The sequence below is a fragment of the Psychrobacter arcticus 273-4 genome, from assembly GCF_000012305.1.
GTDB lineage: Bacteria > Pseudomonadota > Gammaproteobacteria > Pseudomonadales > Moraxellaceae > Psychrobacter > Psychrobacter arcticus.
This window is the reverse complement of the sequence record NC_007204.1, coordinates 307,098-322,995: the sequence shown is the minus strand read 5'-3', so window position 1 is coordinate 322,995 and position 15,898 is coordinate 307,098. Positions and strand designations below refer to the sequence as shown.

The following is a 15,898-nucleotide window of genomic DNA, read 5'->3' as shown; positions in this document are numbered from 1 at the left end:
TGCTATTTGAAAAACCCGTCAGGCTATTTTTGCATTTTATTCAGTTAGTAGATGGTTAATTCAGCACAGTCTTGTTATGATATTGTTACATGGTTTAATATGTGCCACTAAAAGCTCTAGCAATAGTAAGAATTATAGTGAAGCCTAACCCACCTTAATGAGGTTAGCTTAAACAATGTCATAAAATCTTGCTTATCGCCTGCTTTCTATGTTGCTTTTGGCACACCTTATTCATTGATAGGAATATTCGATTATGGCTGAACAAAATTTAAGAATTGAAGACTTGCTGCGTTTTGCCGTCAAGCTTAAGGCTTCAGATTTACATATTTCAGCCGGTATGCCTGCGATGATTCGAGTCGATGGCGAGATGACTCGGATTAATATGCCAGAGATGAGTCATAAAGTGGTGCATCAACTCATTTATGACATCATGAATGATAGACAACGTGCCGACTTTGAAGAATTTTTTGAGACGGATTTTTCTTTTGAGATTCCAGATTTGGCCCGTTTTCGGGTAAACGCATTTAATCAAAATCGCGGTGCAGGCGCTGTCTTTCGTACGATTCCATCCAAAATTCTGACCATGGAAGATCTAGGTATGGGAGAAGTTTTTAAGCGTGTCTCAGACTTTAAGCGTGGCGTGGTATTGGTCACTGGTCCAACCGGCTCAGGTAAGTCGACCACACTGGCGGCCATGATTGATTATATCAATGAAACCCGTAAAGAGCATATCTTGACCATTGAAGACCCGATTGAATTTGTTCATGAGTCAAAAAAGAGCTTAATTAACCAGCGTGAAGTACACCGCGACACCTTAGGTTTCGAACCGGCATTGCGCTCAGCTTTACGTGAAGATCCTGATATTATTCTAGTTGGTGAGCTACGTGACCTTGAGACCATACGCTTAGCGCTCACTGCCGCTGAAACCGGACACTTAGTCTTTGGAACTTTACACACCAGTTCCGCTGCCAAAACCATTGACCGTGTGATCGACGTATTCCCTGCTGCTGAAAAAGACATGATTCGAGCAATGCTATCAGAGTCACTACAAGCAGTGGTCTCGCAAACGCTTTTACGTCGTCAAACAGGCGGGCGAGTTGCCGCGCATGAGATTATGCTGGGTACGCCCGCTATTCGTAACTTGATACGTGAAAACAAAATTGCTCAAATGTATTCTGCTATCCAAACGGGTGCTGGTGATGGCATGATTACTCTCGATCAAGCCCTTAAAAATCTTGTAGCGAGAGGCACCATTAGCAAAGACGTTGCACGACCTTATGCTAAGCAGCCTGAAGCCTTTTTATAATAGGAATAATATCGGCGATTCGTTTCAGGAAAACTTAGTGACGATTATAAATTTCTGGATAATCTCCCTTTACATTAATTTTCATTTTTCACGATTTTTAAAAGTTTATTGAAGCAGGTTTCACTCTATTTATTGCACATTTTCTTGCACATTTTCTTGCAAATATAGGTACGTTATGGACATTGATAAACTTTTACAATTGATGATTAATAAAAATGGCTCCGACCTTTTTATCACTGCCGATGTCGCACCTTCTATGAAAATCAATGGGAAAATACTGCCTGTTGGTAAAATACCTTTGACCGCTGAGCAAACCATGAGGCTGGTTAAAGGTGTCATGACAGTCAATCAGCAAAAAGAATTTGATGAGACCCATGAGTGTCAGTTTGCGATTACTGATCAGGCGCAACAAGCACGTTTTCGGGTTAGTGCTTTTATACAGCGCGACATGGCAGGGATGATTTTAAGGAAAATCGAAAACAAAATCCCTACTGTCGAAGAGCTACGTCTGCCGCCAGCGCTAAAAGAGCTGGCAATGAAAAATCACGGTTTGGTTTTATTAGTTGGCGCAACCGGTACTGGTAAATCAACCACGCTTGCAGCCATGATAGGACATCGTAATCAAAATTCTCATGGTCATATTATTACCATAGAAGACCCTATCGAGTTTGTCCATAAACATCGCGGCTGTATTATTACCCAGCGCGAAGTCGGTATCGACACCCACTCTTTTGAAACCGGTCTAAAAAATACCTTGCGCCAAGCACCTGACGTTATTTTGATTGGTGAGATTCGTAATCTCGAAGTCATGAGTTACGCGATTCAATATGCTGAAACGGGGCATTTGGTATTTGCAACCTTGCACGCCAATAATGCTAACCAAGCAATCGACCGTATTATTCACTTTTTTGAGGCCAGTCGCCATAATCAATTGTTTATGGATTTGTCGCTTAACTTGCAGGCCATTATCGCGCAGAAATTGATTCCAACGCCTGATGGCAAGGGACGCCGCGCCGCTATTGAAATATTGTTAAACTCACAGCTGATTAGCGATCATATCCGTAAAGGTGATGTGCATGAGATCAAAGATGTCATGACACGCTCACGTGATAGCGGTATGCAAACCTTTGACCAAGCTTTGTTTGATTTATATGAAAATGGTGAAATTACTTATAAAGAAGCTATTCTTCATGCTGATTCTCCCAATGATTTGCGCTTAAAAATCAAACTCAGCAGCAAAAATGGCGTGGCAAACTTAGATGAAGGCGCAGATAGTTTATCGTTAGACATTACCTAATGATGTATTTTTAACCGCAGTTATTATGTTTTATATAGTCGGTGAAAAGTAATATCGATACAACACGTACTACTGGTGCAACTTTAAAGTATTTCAACTATATATCTAGAAAAATCGCCACAAAAAAGCCCTTACAGATGAATGATGAGGGCTTTTTGATGACGATTTTTTCTCAGCGATATTTTGATGCTTACTTTACGCTGTCCTTACATGCTTGGTCATTACAGATACCATATAGTACTAGAGAGTGACCCGATAGCTTAAAGCCATGCTCCGCCGCTACTTTAAGCTGCTCTTCTTCAATCACTTTATTATGAAATTCGACAATCTTACCGCAATTATCACAAACTAAATGGTCGTGATGCTCTTCTTGGGTAATCTCAAACACTGATAAATTGTTTTCAAAGTTGTGACGCTCGACAATGCCTGCCTGCTCAAACTGAGTTAGCACGCGATAAACGGTCGCTAAACCCACATCTTCGCCTTGCTCAATCAGTGCTTTATAAACCTCTTCCGCGCTCATATGGTGCAGCTCTGCACTCTCAAGCAGCTCTAGAATTTTGATACGCGGTAACGTTACTTTTAATCCCGCTCTACGTAAATCTTGGTTGGTAAAAGAAGCCATAATATCCCTTCTGACTATGAAAGTCTTAGCAAATAAGTTCAAAAAACATAAGGTGAATAATCATCAGTAGTGATGAATGGGTCATTGTAAAAAATCATACTCATACAAAATCAGTCACTATCAAATGTATTTCTAGCACATTTTTTCTAAAAAAATGACCATAAGCCTATGAATTTAAAATATAAATAATAAATGACGCAAGAAAGCGTTCGGTAAATAATGTCGTAAGTGGTAGGCAATTGCAAGTAAATGACGTATCATTTATCCAAGATTGTCGGTAAGACCAGTATCTACTGCCCTTAGCCGTACCTAACCCATTTTTTATGAGTCATCTTACCATGATAAAGACCCTAAATTTACGTCCGTTTCATTCTGCAAGTGCATTACGCAAGATTGTCATTACCAGCATATTGGGTGTCGCTGTTACTATGTCTGGCTGCTCATTGTTAAGTGTGTATAAAATTGATTTGCCACAAGGGACGCCTATTACTCAAACCCAAGCACAAAAATTACAAGTGGGTATGAATCAAAATCAGGTGCTTTATATTCTTGGTAGCCCAGCAATTAGAGATACCCTAGAGCCGAACCGTTGGGACTATATTTATGACTATCAAGCAGGGACTGAAGCTCGCCGCAAAGGTATCGCTGACGTCAAAAATGCCAGTCAGCATCTAAAGGTTTACTTTGATAATAATGGCATAGTGACTGGCATTCAAGGCTTAGAGAGCCTTCCTAAATAATCACTTCGATAGCGAGCTTTAAATATTAAACTCGAGATTTACTTTTGCGCTGAGACATAGGATCAGCGCTTAAGCTTCTATATACCTCTATTCGATCAAGAGGCTGCAACTGATAGCTGAGTGGCTGCTTTTGCGCATAGACGCCGACATGCCAACGTTTGGCTGTTGGCACTGCCACATCAACTACCTCATCACACCACCTCGCCAATCCTTCAAACTGCATTAACCAACCAGCTTGCTTTAATGCTTCATACAAAGTTGTGCCATCAGCGACTGACAAGGTTAGATAATGCTGACACTGTACGTCTTCCGCATAGGCTAAGTATACCGTTATCATAATAGCTTGTGGAACATTGTCTTGTTGAACATTGTCTTGCTGAACAGTATTCAGGCTATTAACTTGACCCTCATCAACTATTAGCTTAACCACTGTATCATCCAACCTATCAAGGCTAATAACAATGCCACTGGCACAATTAAACGTATCGCCACACGCCATAAATTATAAAAGGCTTCGTTACCAAAATTTAAAGACTTACGTAAATGACTGATTTTCATCTGCCACCCTGCAAAAACTGACAACAATAATACGGCAATACTGCTGATAATGACCAGTATGCCGACTAGCCAAACAGTCGGTATGGCAACGACCAATAGCAATGCTATGATGGATGTTATTGCCAAACTTAGCAGCAGACCAAACCTATGCGCGAGCTGCTGTGTACTATAATGTATTAAGTAACTGGCGACAAAAATCACCCCTGCCCAATACAGTAGCTGTCCGATTGGCGGTAGCGTCATACCACTGATAAATAAAGCCACTACCCCGACCAATAACTGTAATATCCAAATCGGTAGCACAAGCTTGGTTGCGCGATATTCGCTTGACGCCTGCGGGCGAGAGGGATTTTGCGCATGATGATTGTCTACGCCCACCGCCGTTACCGCTTGCTTAGTTATACGGTTTTGACCAAACCAATATAAGCCTGTACCTGCGCCAACACTGACTAAGGCGAGTGCAACTGCTCGTGCCCATTCTCCTAAGCTGATATTGGTCATCGCAAAGGTAATATTTGGCAAGCCGTTGGCGACTCCAAATATCAAACCAATTAACATTAAGCCCAAGCCAATCGGTAAAGGGCTCACACCCAGTAAACTCAACAGTGCAGCAATAACCATCAAACCTGCAGCAATCGCAAAGCTGGGTACTTCAGGTGCGCTATTTAATTCTGTGAGCGCAGTCAATATGCCAGTGCTCGCACCTGATATCACAAGAGCAGCAATAATTATAGATACGAGCGCTGCAAGCCAACCAAAGCCACGCCATAAGGCACTGGCATCTGCTTCTCGAGTGAGCTTTTGCATACCAGCCAAAGGTGCCTCAGCGCTACGATAAGCCAGTGCAATCTCAGCATAAATGACCGGTAGCGAGACCAGTACCATGGCTAATAACCACAATAACCAGAAATCAATCTCACCGATTGACGCCGGTGCAAACCAGCGAAAGAGTAATAATGGTAGCAGCGCTGCAATGAAATAAGAAGCATAGCGAATCATCATAATTTAAATCCAAGCGATTTAAGGTGAATAACATTGAGTCATACTAATTAAGTATAAATAGCTATTAATCTATTAACAGACCATTTATATAGGATAGAGATATGCAATTATATAAGGACTGACAGTTATAAAAAAACCCCGAAATCGGGGTTTAATAACTTAGTTAAAATAAATACAAGCGACGCTCTTATCGAAAATTATGAATAAGGTAAATCAACTTTATCTGAGATTAGTGAATGGCACTCACATAATCTGACAAGATACGAATATCGCGATCAGACAATTTAGAAGCAACGGTCTGCATCATGCCCATCTCACCTTCTTTTGCGCCATCATTGACACGCTTTTGATCGTCACTATCGATATCATCTACACGACCAGCGGCACGGAAAAGTTTTAGTTGAGTGGCGATATATTCAGCATGCTGTCCACCTAAACGTGGAAATGCTGCCCATACGTTACCCGCTGCGTCTGGACCATGACAGCCTGCACAACCGATGACACCGCGCGACTTATCACCGCCTAAAAACAACTTGGTCGCTTCTTGAGTGGTTGCAGGATTACCAAAGGCCACGCCCCAAGGTTTTTGGCTTGAGTAATAACCTGCTACGTTGGCTAAATCTTGCTGAGATAAATTGGCCACTTGCGACTGCATGATACCGTTTTTGCGGTAGCCTGCTTTAAAATTGACCAACTGCTTATATAAATATTTGACGTTTTGACCACCAAGATTTGGCTGGGCTGGCACAGGGCTCACACCATCAACACCATGACAAGCGGCGCAAACGGTTTCTGCGATTTGTTTGCCGGCATTAAGATCATATTCAGGAACAGTGATAGCAGCTTGTACGCTGAAACTTGCAACACATAAGCTGGCGGCAGCGATTAACTTTTTCATTGATACAAATCCTACTAACTCGATGTAAGCATTGTTTAGAGTGGTTGCATTATTTAGACGCGTTATATTCACAGAGCCATTATTCAGTCGCTAAGTCGTATATTCTATCGTCTTTTTCACAAGCAGCCCGAAAGCACTTACTAATATCAGGGTTTATTTTGGATTATTATAGCAAGACTTTTTACTATTTGCCTACTTAATCGTAGCATTGGGTAGTTTTTCTATTCACTGACTCAGTCCCTGTGTTATAAAGGACAAAAAGCGCAAAAGGTTCTAGACCCCTGCGCCTTATTTATGTGTTTTAGCAGATACCCAATAAAAATTTAATAGATAAATAACGACTTATTTGCTCATATACTCAATCAGCTTGCGATAATCATCATTGCTACACGCTTCGCACAATCCACCCGCCGGCATCTGAATCATACCATTTTTAACCGAACTAATAAGTGCGGACATGCCTTTTTGTTTTATCAGCTGCTGCCATTTAACACTATCGCCTTTTTTAATCGCATTCAAGGCACCGCTGTCGTGACAGGCAGCGCAGGACTCATTATAGGTCGTTGCAATATTAGCCGCCTCTGCACCAGTTATCATTGCCGCACTAATGATAACTGCGCTAACACTACTGACTAAAAAGCGATTGCTTTTGGCAAAAATCATGGTCATTGATAACATCAGATACCTCCATTGGCTCATTCGTCCAGACATTTTCTTCATTGCTTCTGTCCTTTAACGTCTATGATTGAACCGATTCTCATGGATATTGTAACAATATATGTCAAATTTATATATATGAATATCGTTTAACTTTATTAATACTGCTTGATAAAGACCTAAACAATAGCTTAATGCTGCTTTATTTTACGCCTCTAATGTAATTAATATGCGGCTAATAGTCGTTATTTCAATAACTAAGCGCATTAATAGTATAGAATAGTCAATAATTTAAAACCCTTATTTTATGAAAGATTGGTTGTTGGTTATTAGTAGCCAAAGAGGCTGTGCTATTGACCGAGCAAATGCAAATTTTTTACTATTGTATCTAAATTTTAAGTATCTAAATTTTAACCGTAATGAGTCATTTATGAGTACCCCGTTCAATGATGTCGCCGCGCAACATGCGGATTTTAATACCAAAGCCCGTCAACGCATTCAGCAAACTGAATTTATGATGTCAGCGCCGACCTTTCGCCTTTGTCCTGCAGATATAGGGTTAGAAGTGGCATTTGCTGGTCGCTCAAACGCTGGCAAGTCTTCTGCCATCAATGCGCTTACCAACCAGCGCCAATTGGCACGCTCATCTAAAACGCCTGGTCGTACGCAGATGATTAACTTTTTTAATGTTGGTGATGCCGATAGGCGTTTGGTGGATTTGCCAGGTTATGGCTATGCAGCCGTGCCGCTTGAGATGAAAAAAGAATGGCAGGTTGAGCTAGAAGAGTATTTGGTGTCACGCTCAAGCCTTGCAGGTCTGGTGCTGATGACTGATATCCGTCATCCATTGAAATTTTTTGATGAGCAAATGCTACGTTGGGCAAAAGATGGTGAGCTGCCAGTTCATATCTTATTAACCAAAGCAGATAAGCTGAAATATGGTGCCTCTAAAAATGCTCTACTTAATACCCGTAAAAGACTGAAGCAACTGGGTTTGAACTGTAGTATTCAGCTATTTTCAGCATTAAGAAAAGAAGGTCTTGATGAATTAGCAGGCGTTATGGGCAACTGGTATGAGTATCAGCTCGAAGCAAACAAAATTATTGAATCTTCTTTCGCATTACTAGAAGGCTCTGAGCTAGAAGACGCAATCGAAAAGGATGCGGTCCAAAAAGACAAAAACCTAAAAGATAGTGCTCAAAAAGAAAGTAAATAGCTCTCATAGTCTTCAATAAAAAAGGGCTTATCGTTATTATCGATAAGCCCTTTTTTATTATCACTTTTTATCACTTAAAAGGATTTTATTTAAGCACATAATAGCTCAGCCAATGCTTGTGGCGTGTCGACCTGATAAGTGGGCTGCTGTGCGGCAAGTTCGTCGCTGCTAGCGGTACCATAATTAACTGCAATACTGGTCATGCCCAGACTGTTTGCCATCTGAATATCATAAATGCTATCACCGATAAATACGGCATCAGAGACTTGCTGCTCGGTACATTGCAAAATATCCGTCAGCATTTGAGGGTCAGGTTTGGAGCCTGCTTCATCAGCACAGCGCGTCATAACAAAATAATGATGGCTATCAGAGGCATCCAAGACACGATCTAAACCCTTACGTTTTTTGCCTGTGGCGACCGCAAGCCTACGATTTTGCTGCTGCAAGGTTTGTAGCATATTTTCTATCGGCGCAAAAAACGGTGTACGCTGGCTGTTAGCAATATAATAATCCGCATAACTTTGCTGAATGAGCAGCTTTTGCTCAGCGCTCGCCTGCGGATATAAAAGCTCAATACCCTTCATTAAACTTAACCCGATAATATCTTTTACCGCTTTATCGGTCGTTGTAAAACCATGTGCCTTGCCAGCTATATGCATAGACTCAACAATCAAGCCAATAGAGTCCATCAAGGTGCCATCCCAATCAAATATGATTAATGTTTTATCTGCTAAATGGTGTTGGTCAGCTAATTGGCAGGTCTTAGCAGGGACTTTCGTTGTAGCGAGTTGGCTCATAAATAGACCTTCACAAATAATGATAATCAATGGCAGATAACAAAACGTCACGGCGACTTATTATTCATAAGCCAGCGTGACGTTTGTGATTGATGCTTAATCTAGACGGCATCTAATATAAAGCTTGTTTAAGCAGCCGCTTATTTAGGCAGCTGACTCTTAATCTCTTCTGGCATCCAATCGAGCATCTCGTCTGGTAAAGGCGCAGTGATGGTATCATAACCTGGAATATCTAAGCGCCACGCATGTAAGCACAGACGATGAACGCCAGATTTGTCATGCACATGGTATTTGTTATCCCCTAAAATAGCATGACCAATATGTGCCAAATGCACACGGATTTGATGGGTACGTCCAGTGAGCGGCTTGGCCTCAATCAAACTGACTGGCTGCTCAGCAATCGTGAAACGACCATGAACGACGATATCAGTCTGACTCTCTTTGGTTTGCGGATCTTGGGCATCTACTTTAACGCGGCGCTCACCGCTTGCAAGCGTGTAACGCAGTAATGGCGCATCGATACGTTGCTCGTTAAGCGCAGGCTGACCTTTTGCAATACATAAATAATGCTTTTGAATGGTTTTGTCGACCAGATGCTGCTGCAATACTTTAAGCGCAGAGCGTTTTTTAGAGATCATCAAAAGCCCTGAAGTGTCTTTATCGATACGGTGCACAAGCTCTAGATACTTCTTGCCTGTGACTTCACGCATGGCTTCAATAACGCCAAAATCAAGACCACTACCGCCATGAACCGCAATACCTGATGGTTTATTGAGCACTATCAAGCCTTCATCTTCGTAGACCACACGTGCCAATAAGCTTTTGGCAAATTCGGTGCTGATGATAGGTTTTTCGCGAGTGGCAAGTACCACTGGTGCAATACGTACCACGTCTTCACGCTGCACTCTGTCATGAGCTTTGCAGCGCTTATTATTGACTCGTATCTCATCTGAGCGAATCATTTTATAGATATGCGGTTTTGGCAAACCTTTTAGGCGATTAAGCAAAAAGTTATCCAAGCGCTGGTCATGCTGATGACGCGTGACTTCAAGGTAATTGACCTTGCCGAAGTTGCTAATCTCATCGTCAGCACTTTGTGGACGCGTTTTGCTATTAAAGATAGCTGGCGCTTCGTGGATAGGTTCGTCTTTTGTCATTTTTGAGTTCGTCATTTTTAGTTAGGTATTTACACAAAGATTTGCTATAGTTTAGCATGTTGAGCGCCAATTAAGCAGAGGCTGAAACAATAATTCATTGTTGTTTTTGGTAGCATATCGCGATTTTACTGCTTGCTGATTACTTTTAAGCAAGACTGATTAAGCTAGATATCCTGTGCAAACTCGGTGTTTCATCTAATTTTAAGGGTGTTATGAGCATAGATATGCCTTATAATACCCAACGAATTGTAAGAAGATGACTGATATTTATCAGTACAAAATTATTTTTTAGTAAAAACTATTTATTCTTACAAAGCATTTCTTCCAGAATATTGTGACAATAGATAGCATTGCTTGATGAATGTGGCAAAAGCCCCTTTATTAAGTGATAACCATATACCCTCTACTCACTACCCGCATAATAATGACTTGATGTGATGATTTATCGTCTAACAGTCCTTTAGCCGCGTGCAGTTGAGCAAGTATGGGTCGTTAAGAGCGCAATCGAGAATCAACACTATGTATCTCGATAACTGCCTGAGTATTGGCGGTCAAACAGAGGACGATAAGTAGGATAAATATGAGACACCGTGCCGATAAGCCGGTCATTTATTCTGTTTGCCAAGTACGCCCCGCTGATGACTAACGCAGCAAGAACTCGCTTTAAGACACCCAAGATATTATTAACGTTATATACAAAAGAACGATAAATAAAGAATGACCAATTGCTTGACCTAAATGGATAACCGCTGGACTGTAATTTATACATTGCTATTTTATATAGTCGACAGCGATATGATTGCTAGACCTTGATTGATTAACTGTGACAGCACGATGCTTTTTTGGTATCAGGAATGCTTTTATATATCAGTAACCATGCGCCGCTATTACAAAGTGCGCTGACCATCAACATGGTTCAAAATACTGATAATAAACGTTCACTAACCTGCTGATGCATTAATCGCTATAACAAGCCTGCTTATATTAAAATATAGATATGCAATAGCCTTACACTCTATGCCTTCTATATTGACGTTATTGCCACTGGTTTATAGTAAAGCTTTTGAAAAGCGTTTCTGCGCTTTAGTAACGCCATGCTTTATGTTCTCTCGTTAATTTATATCTGCTCACGCTAATTTTGTTATTAGCAGCGCTTGCCACTTTGCCCTAAAGCCTGTCTCGTTGTTGTTGTGCGTACTCATAGGATACTATTATGAAACGCATTTTAATCAACGCCACTCAAAACGAAGAGATTCGTGTTGCCCTTTGTAACGGCAATCATCTGTACGATTTCGATCTTGAAAACCGTACCCGCGAACAAAAAAAATCCAACATCTATAAAGGTCATGTGACCCGTGTCGAGCCATCGCTTGAAGCGGTATTTGTCGAATATGGCTCACAGCGCCAAGGTTTTTTGCCGATTCGTGAAATTTCTGCCGAATATTTGAGTGGCAATCCACGTGATGAAAACATCAAAAAACTGATCAAAGAAGGTGACGAGCTCATCGTCCAGGTTGAAAAAGAGGAACGCGGCAATAAAGGCGCTGCGCTTTCAACTTATGTGTCATTAGCAGGACGTTATCTGGTATTAATGCCAAATAATCCTCGCGGTGGCGGCATCTCTCGTCAAATCTCAGGTAAACTGCGCGAAGATATGAAGCGCATGCTTGGCAGCTTAGATTTACCAAAAGGCATGAGTGTTATCATTCGTACTGCTGGTATCGGTAAAACGCAGGAAGACTTGCAGCACGATTTAAATCATTTGCTAAACATCTGGCAAGCCATCCAAGAACAAAACCAAAAATACCCATCACCGCGCTTAGTTCATCAAGAAGCAGGCGTTGTTACGCGTGCTGTCCGTGACTATTTACGTGACGATATCGCTGAGATTTGGATTGATAACGAAAACGCTTATATTGAAGCAGCGGGCTTTATCGATGCCGTTATGCCAAAACAGGCTGAAAAACTGCGTAAATATACCGATTATGAGCCGATGTTTTCGCGCTTTAATATCGAAAAGCAGATTGAAACGGCTTATCAGCGCGAAGTGCGTCTACCATCAGGTGGCTCAATCGTTATCGATCAAACTGAAGCCTTGGTATCTATCGATATCAACTCCGCCAAATCAACTAAAGGTTCAGACGTTGCTGAAACCGCTTACCATACCAACCTAGAAGCAGCCGATGAGATTGCCCGTCAATTACGCCTGCGTGATATGGGCGGTTTAATTGTCATTGATTTTATTGATATGAATGACAACAAGCATCAAAAAGAAGTTGAAAAACGTCTGATTGATGCCACCAAATATGACCGTGCCCGCGTGCAATTTGGTGACATTTCTAAGTTTGGTTTGATGGAAATGAGCCGTCAGCGCCTACGTCCATCGCTAGAAGAGTCAACCGGCTATATTTGCCCACGCTGTCATGGCAATGGCATGATTCGTGACCTGCGTTCATTATCGTTATCAATTATGCGTCAGATTGAACAAATTGCGCTAAAAGAGCGTCAAGGTGAAGTACAAGCAGAAGTACCGACTGATATCGCAGCGTTCTTGTTGAATGAGAAACGCGACAGCTTGGTCTACCTTGAACAAGACAGTGGTACGCGTATCACCATTTTACCGCATGCGCATCTAGAATCACCAAACTTCAAACTTCACTTTAACCGTGATGGCTTTGCACCATCAAGCTATGAGCGTATTACCGACACTCAGCTGCAAGAACATAGCGAGCTTGGTTATAACGTTGATTGGCAAACAGCTGAAAAAGAGCGACCTGAGCAGCAGCCAACTCGCCAGCCTCGTCAAGGTTCTGATAACAATAATGGCAGTCAAGCACAGGTGCGTACTAACACGCAGCAAAGTGCGCCTACGCAGCAGCAGCAAAGCACCAGCCATAGCAATGAACATCGCAGTAATAATAACAGCAATGTGACATCAGCGCGTGCGCCACAGACTAAAGAGACTCCAAGCGTTCCAAACCCTCAGAGCTCTCAAAATATTGTAACCTCATCAGCACCAGTAGCGCCTCAACCTACTGCTATTGTTGCTGCTCAGCCGCAAGCCGTCGCTTGGTTGTCTAATTTATTTGCGCAAGCACCGCAAGCTCAAACCACATCAAGTGTCAGTAGCCGTGACGCTGCTGAAGCTATCGAAGCGCTGGTAAATACTGGTGCGCAAAGTCTTGGCTCATTTGGGCAAGTAGATAACACAGCTTTAGTGAATACTGATAACAGCCAAAACGCTTCAGCACCACCGCAATCAACTAACCAGCAAAGTGGTAATGAGCAGAATCGTCAACAAACACGTTCTGCTGAGAATAGTACTGACGATAACAGCGATGCTGAAGAGAGAAGAAGACGTAAGCCTCGTAAATCAAGACCATCTAAGCCGCGCCAAAGAAAAGAGCAGGCAGATGAAACTGAAAATAGCACTGTTAGCAATACGACTAACAGCAGCGCAACTGGCACTGACGACAAAGCTGACAATCAAGATAAGCGTCAGCAGGACAATAGACGTCATAGCGATCGCAATCGCAACAACCGTCAAGACAGCAATCGCAATACCAATGAAAACAACGCTAATATAACCACTGCTAATGCAACCAGTGCCAGCGACAGCAATCGTTCTGACAGCTCTGATAACGTAGCAGAAGAGCAAACTCGCACTAAGCGCAAATCGAACAGCCAACGTGGATCACGTGGCAAGCTTGAGCGCGGTGAAACATTAACAGCAGCTGACTCTAAGCAAAATAGTCAGCAAGCATCTAAAGATGCTAACGGTAGCAAAAACCAATCTAATGCGCGCCGCAACCAAGACCCTAACGAAGTGGTATTACAGGTGAATGAAGCTGCCAGTAAGCTCAAATCACCAGAAGTTGTACACTTGTCATTAGATGATAGTAAGTCTGCAGCACGCCAAGCGACTCACAAGCAAGCAGCAATTGAAAGTCATGCCGCTGCCGAAAAAGAGCGTCCAGAGAATAACACTCAACAGCATGCGGATAAGCAAAAGTCAGGCGATAACAAACCAGCGCAGCAAACTGCTCAAACTGCTCAAACTGCTCAAACTGCTCAAACTGTCGATACTAGCAGCGATGCATCTGATAAAACGCAACAAAGTAGCGTACAAGCTGACACTGCTGAAAAAATCTCTGCACAAGTCAATACTACTCAGGTCGATCAGGTAGAAAAAAGCACTAATCATGACAAAGCTGACCAACCTACTACTTCGAAAGACAATGACAAAGGTAGTAGTCACAAACCTGCTGTAGATAAGCAAGCTACTACAAAAAGCAGCACGGGCAATGAAGCGGAGAGTACTGCACCGATTCAAGAAGTGATAGCGGTACAAGTAGAAAAGGTAGCGCCAACCGAAACCACTCAGGAAGCTAGTGTTGCTGCAAGTACTGCCGAAGAAAACGTTGTCGTGGATTCTAACGAAGTTGCTGCTGAGAATAGTAGCAGTCAGGCAGGGCTTGAGCTTACCCATGATGCTTTATTTGCCAAACGCTACATTACAGCAAATAAGTTTGGTCAAGCGAGTAACGACCCACGCTTAGTACGTCGTCAGCAGGCGCAATCATCAGTTGCTGAAGCGTCTCACGCAAATGAGCAAGATGTGCAAGTTACTGTGAGCGCACCGACTATTCGTGGTACGGTTGGCGAGTTTATCCGTGCAACATTAGCAGAGGCAGAAAATCGCTTAGCGACAGACGGTGTCATCAGCTGCTTTAATGCTGCTATAGCCATGCATCAAGAGCAGGCTAAAGTTAAGGATACCGCTGACAAGCAAGTTGCCACTAAACCAGTTGCTCATAGCGGCTTTGAGTTTAGTAACTACGGCTATCAACCTTTAGCAGCGGATTACCTTGCACGCTTTGAGTCAATGACGCAAGCCGTCAGTCAGTTTGCAGCTGCCCAAGGTAAAACATCAGTAGAACCACGCGCTATCAGCAAACGTGCCAGTAACGATCCACGTGGTCAGCATCCTGACTATAAAGAATCGGCTGTATTGACTGTTGTTGACCCGGCAAATAACGAGCCCGTTCAAACTGGTATTGATATTGATGCGAATAAAGTAGAAGCCGATGCTCTGGCCAATCAAGCTCAAACAGATGCTGTCAGTGATCAAAGTAAGCAGTTATTAGATGCTGAGCAAACACCAGCTGAAGTAGATACAGTGCAAGCTGATGAATCAATAGTAGCACCCTTTTCCAAAGAGGACAGTCAGGCAGCCAAGTCAAAAACGACGATAGCCAGTTATAAGAACATGATCGAAAATGTGGCCGAGCAATTACTACCACAAAAAAGCATGTTCAACTTAACAACGCCTAAAGTACCAAAGGCTCGCGCCCGTAAGCCAAAAGCTGACCATAAAAAGCCGACGCAAGCTGAAAAAGTAGAGTCAGATAACTCAGATAACGAAAGCTAATCGTGAGTCATCCTGTCTAAAAAGCAAAAGCCCCAAAGTTGTCAGCAACTCTGGGGCTTTTTTATGTCTTCTGTCTTATAGTCGGTGAAAAGTAATATCGATACAACAGGTACTGCTGGTGCAAATTTTTCTTGCTTGCTGTGCCTACGCAGACAGAGGCTGCAAAAAATTTACACCAGCAATACGGTAGCGACTTTAAAGTATTTCAACTATA

12 protein-coding genes are annotated in these 15,898 nt (G+C 42.4%); 5 read left to right on the top strand and 7 right to left on the bottom strand.

The window, feature by feature from the left end; translation table 11 throughout:
• Window positions 1–253: 253 nt before the first annotated feature.
• Together PSYC_RS01385 and PSYC_RS01380 are read left to right on the top strand one after the other, a co-directional pair.
• Window positions 254–1,306, top strand: a complete 1,053-nt coding sequence (locus PSYC_RS01385) for a type IV pilus twitching motility protein PilT (RefSeq protein WP_011279575.1) — start codon at window positions 254–256, stop codon at window positions 1,304–1,306.
• A 175-nt stretch (window positions 1,307–1,481) separates the two neighbouring features.
• Window positions 1,482–2,603 carry a PilT/PilU family type 4a pilus ATPase gene (locus PSYC_RS01380; RefSeq protein ID WP_011279574.1) on the top strand — a complete coding sequence of 374 codons (1,122 nt, stop codon included), beginning with the start codon at window positions 1,482–1,484 and terminating at the stop codon, window positions 2,601–2,603.
• Between the two features lie 190 nt (window positions 2,604–2,793).
• Here the strand turns inward: PSYC_RS01380 and fur are convergent, their stop codons facing one another.
• Complete coding sequence (gene fur / locus PSYC_RS01375) at window positions 2,794–3,228, bottom strand: ferric iron uptake transcriptional regulator (RefSeq protein ID WP_011279573.1); 435 nt, start codon at window positions 3,226–3,228, stop codon at window positions 2,794–2,796.
• Between the two features lie 323 nt (window positions 3,229–3,551).
• On the opposite strand from fur, the gene PSYC_RS01370 reads away from it, so the two are divergent.
• Window positions 3,552–3,968, top strand: coding sequence for an outer membrane protein assembly factor BamE (locus PSYC_RS01370; RefSeq protein WP_011279572.1), 417 nt, complete (start codon window positions 3,552–3,554; stop codon window positions 3,966–3,968).
• A gap of 25 nt (window positions 3,969–3,993) precedes the next feature.
• Here the strand turns inward: PSYC_RS01370 and PSYC_RS01365 are convergent, their stop codons facing one another.
• From PSYC_RS01365 to PSYC_RS01350, 4 genes are all read right to left on the bottom strand, one after another.
• Window positions 3,994–4,398 (bottom strand): RnfH family protein, encoded by a 405-nt coding sequence (locus PSYC_RS01365; RefSeq protein WP_011279571.1) that lies wholly within the window; start codon window positions 4,396–4,398, stop codon window positions 3,994–3,996.
• A complete protein-coding gene (locus PSYC_RS01360; protein WP_011279570.1) occupies window positions 4,386–5,528 on the bottom strand; it encodes a hypothetical protein in 1,143 nt (380 codons plus the stop codon). Before PSYC_RS01360 ends, PSYC_RS01365 begins: the two co-directional genes overlap by 13 nt.
• Window positions 5,529–5,757: 229 nt before the next feature.
• Window positions 5,758–6,426, bottom strand: coding sequence for a c-type cytochrome (locus PSYC_RS01355; RefSeq protein WP_011279569.1), 669 nt, complete (start codon window positions 6,424–6,426; stop codon window positions 5,758–5,760).
• Window positions 6,427–6,768: 342 nt separating this feature from the next.
• The gene (locus PSYC_RS01350) at window positions 6,769–7,146 is read right to left on the bottom strand and encodes a c-type cytochrome (RefSeq protein WP_406621526.1); all 378 of its coding nucleotides are present in this window, start codon (window positions 7,144–7,146) and stop codon (window positions 6,769–6,771) included.
• Between the two features lie 367 nt (window positions 7,147–7,513).
• Between PSYC_RS01350 and yihA the strand changes: the two genes are divergently transcribed.
• Window positions 7,514–8,299 (top strand): ribosome biogenesis GTP-binding protein YihA/YsxC, encoded by a 786-nt coding sequence (gene yihA / locus PSYC_RS01345; RefSeq protein WP_148201639.1) that lies wholly within the window; start codon window positions 7,514–7,516, stop codon window positions 8,297–8,299.
• Between the two features lie 89 nt (window positions 8,300–8,388).
• Here the strand turns inward: yihA and PSYC_RS01340 are convergent, their stop codons facing one another.
• A complete protein-coding gene (locus PSYC_RS01340) occupies window positions 8,389–9,096 on the bottom strand; it encodes an HAD family hydrolase (protein ID WP_011279566.1) in 708 nt (235 codons plus the stop codon).
• 140 nt (window positions 9,097–9,236) lie between these two features.
• The gene (locus PSYC_RS01335; protein ID WP_011279565.1) at window positions 9,237–10,253 is read right to left on the bottom strand and encodes an RluA family pseudouridine synthase; all 1,017 of its coding nucleotides are present in this window, start codon (window positions 10,251–10,253) and stop codon (window positions 9,237–9,239) included.
• A 1,213-nt stretch (window positions 10,254–11,466) separates the two neighbouring features.
• Between PSYC_RS01335 and PSYC_RS01330 the strand changes: the two genes are divergently transcribed.
• Window positions 11,467–15,684 carry an Rne/Rng family ribonuclease gene (locus PSYC_RS01330; RefSeq protein ID WP_011279564.1) on the top strand — a complete coding sequence of 1,406 codons (4,218 nt, stop codon included), beginning with the start codon at window positions 11,467–11,469 and terminating at the stop codon, window positions 15,682–15,684.
• The last annotated feature ends 214 nt before the right edge of the window (window positions 15,685–15,898 follow it).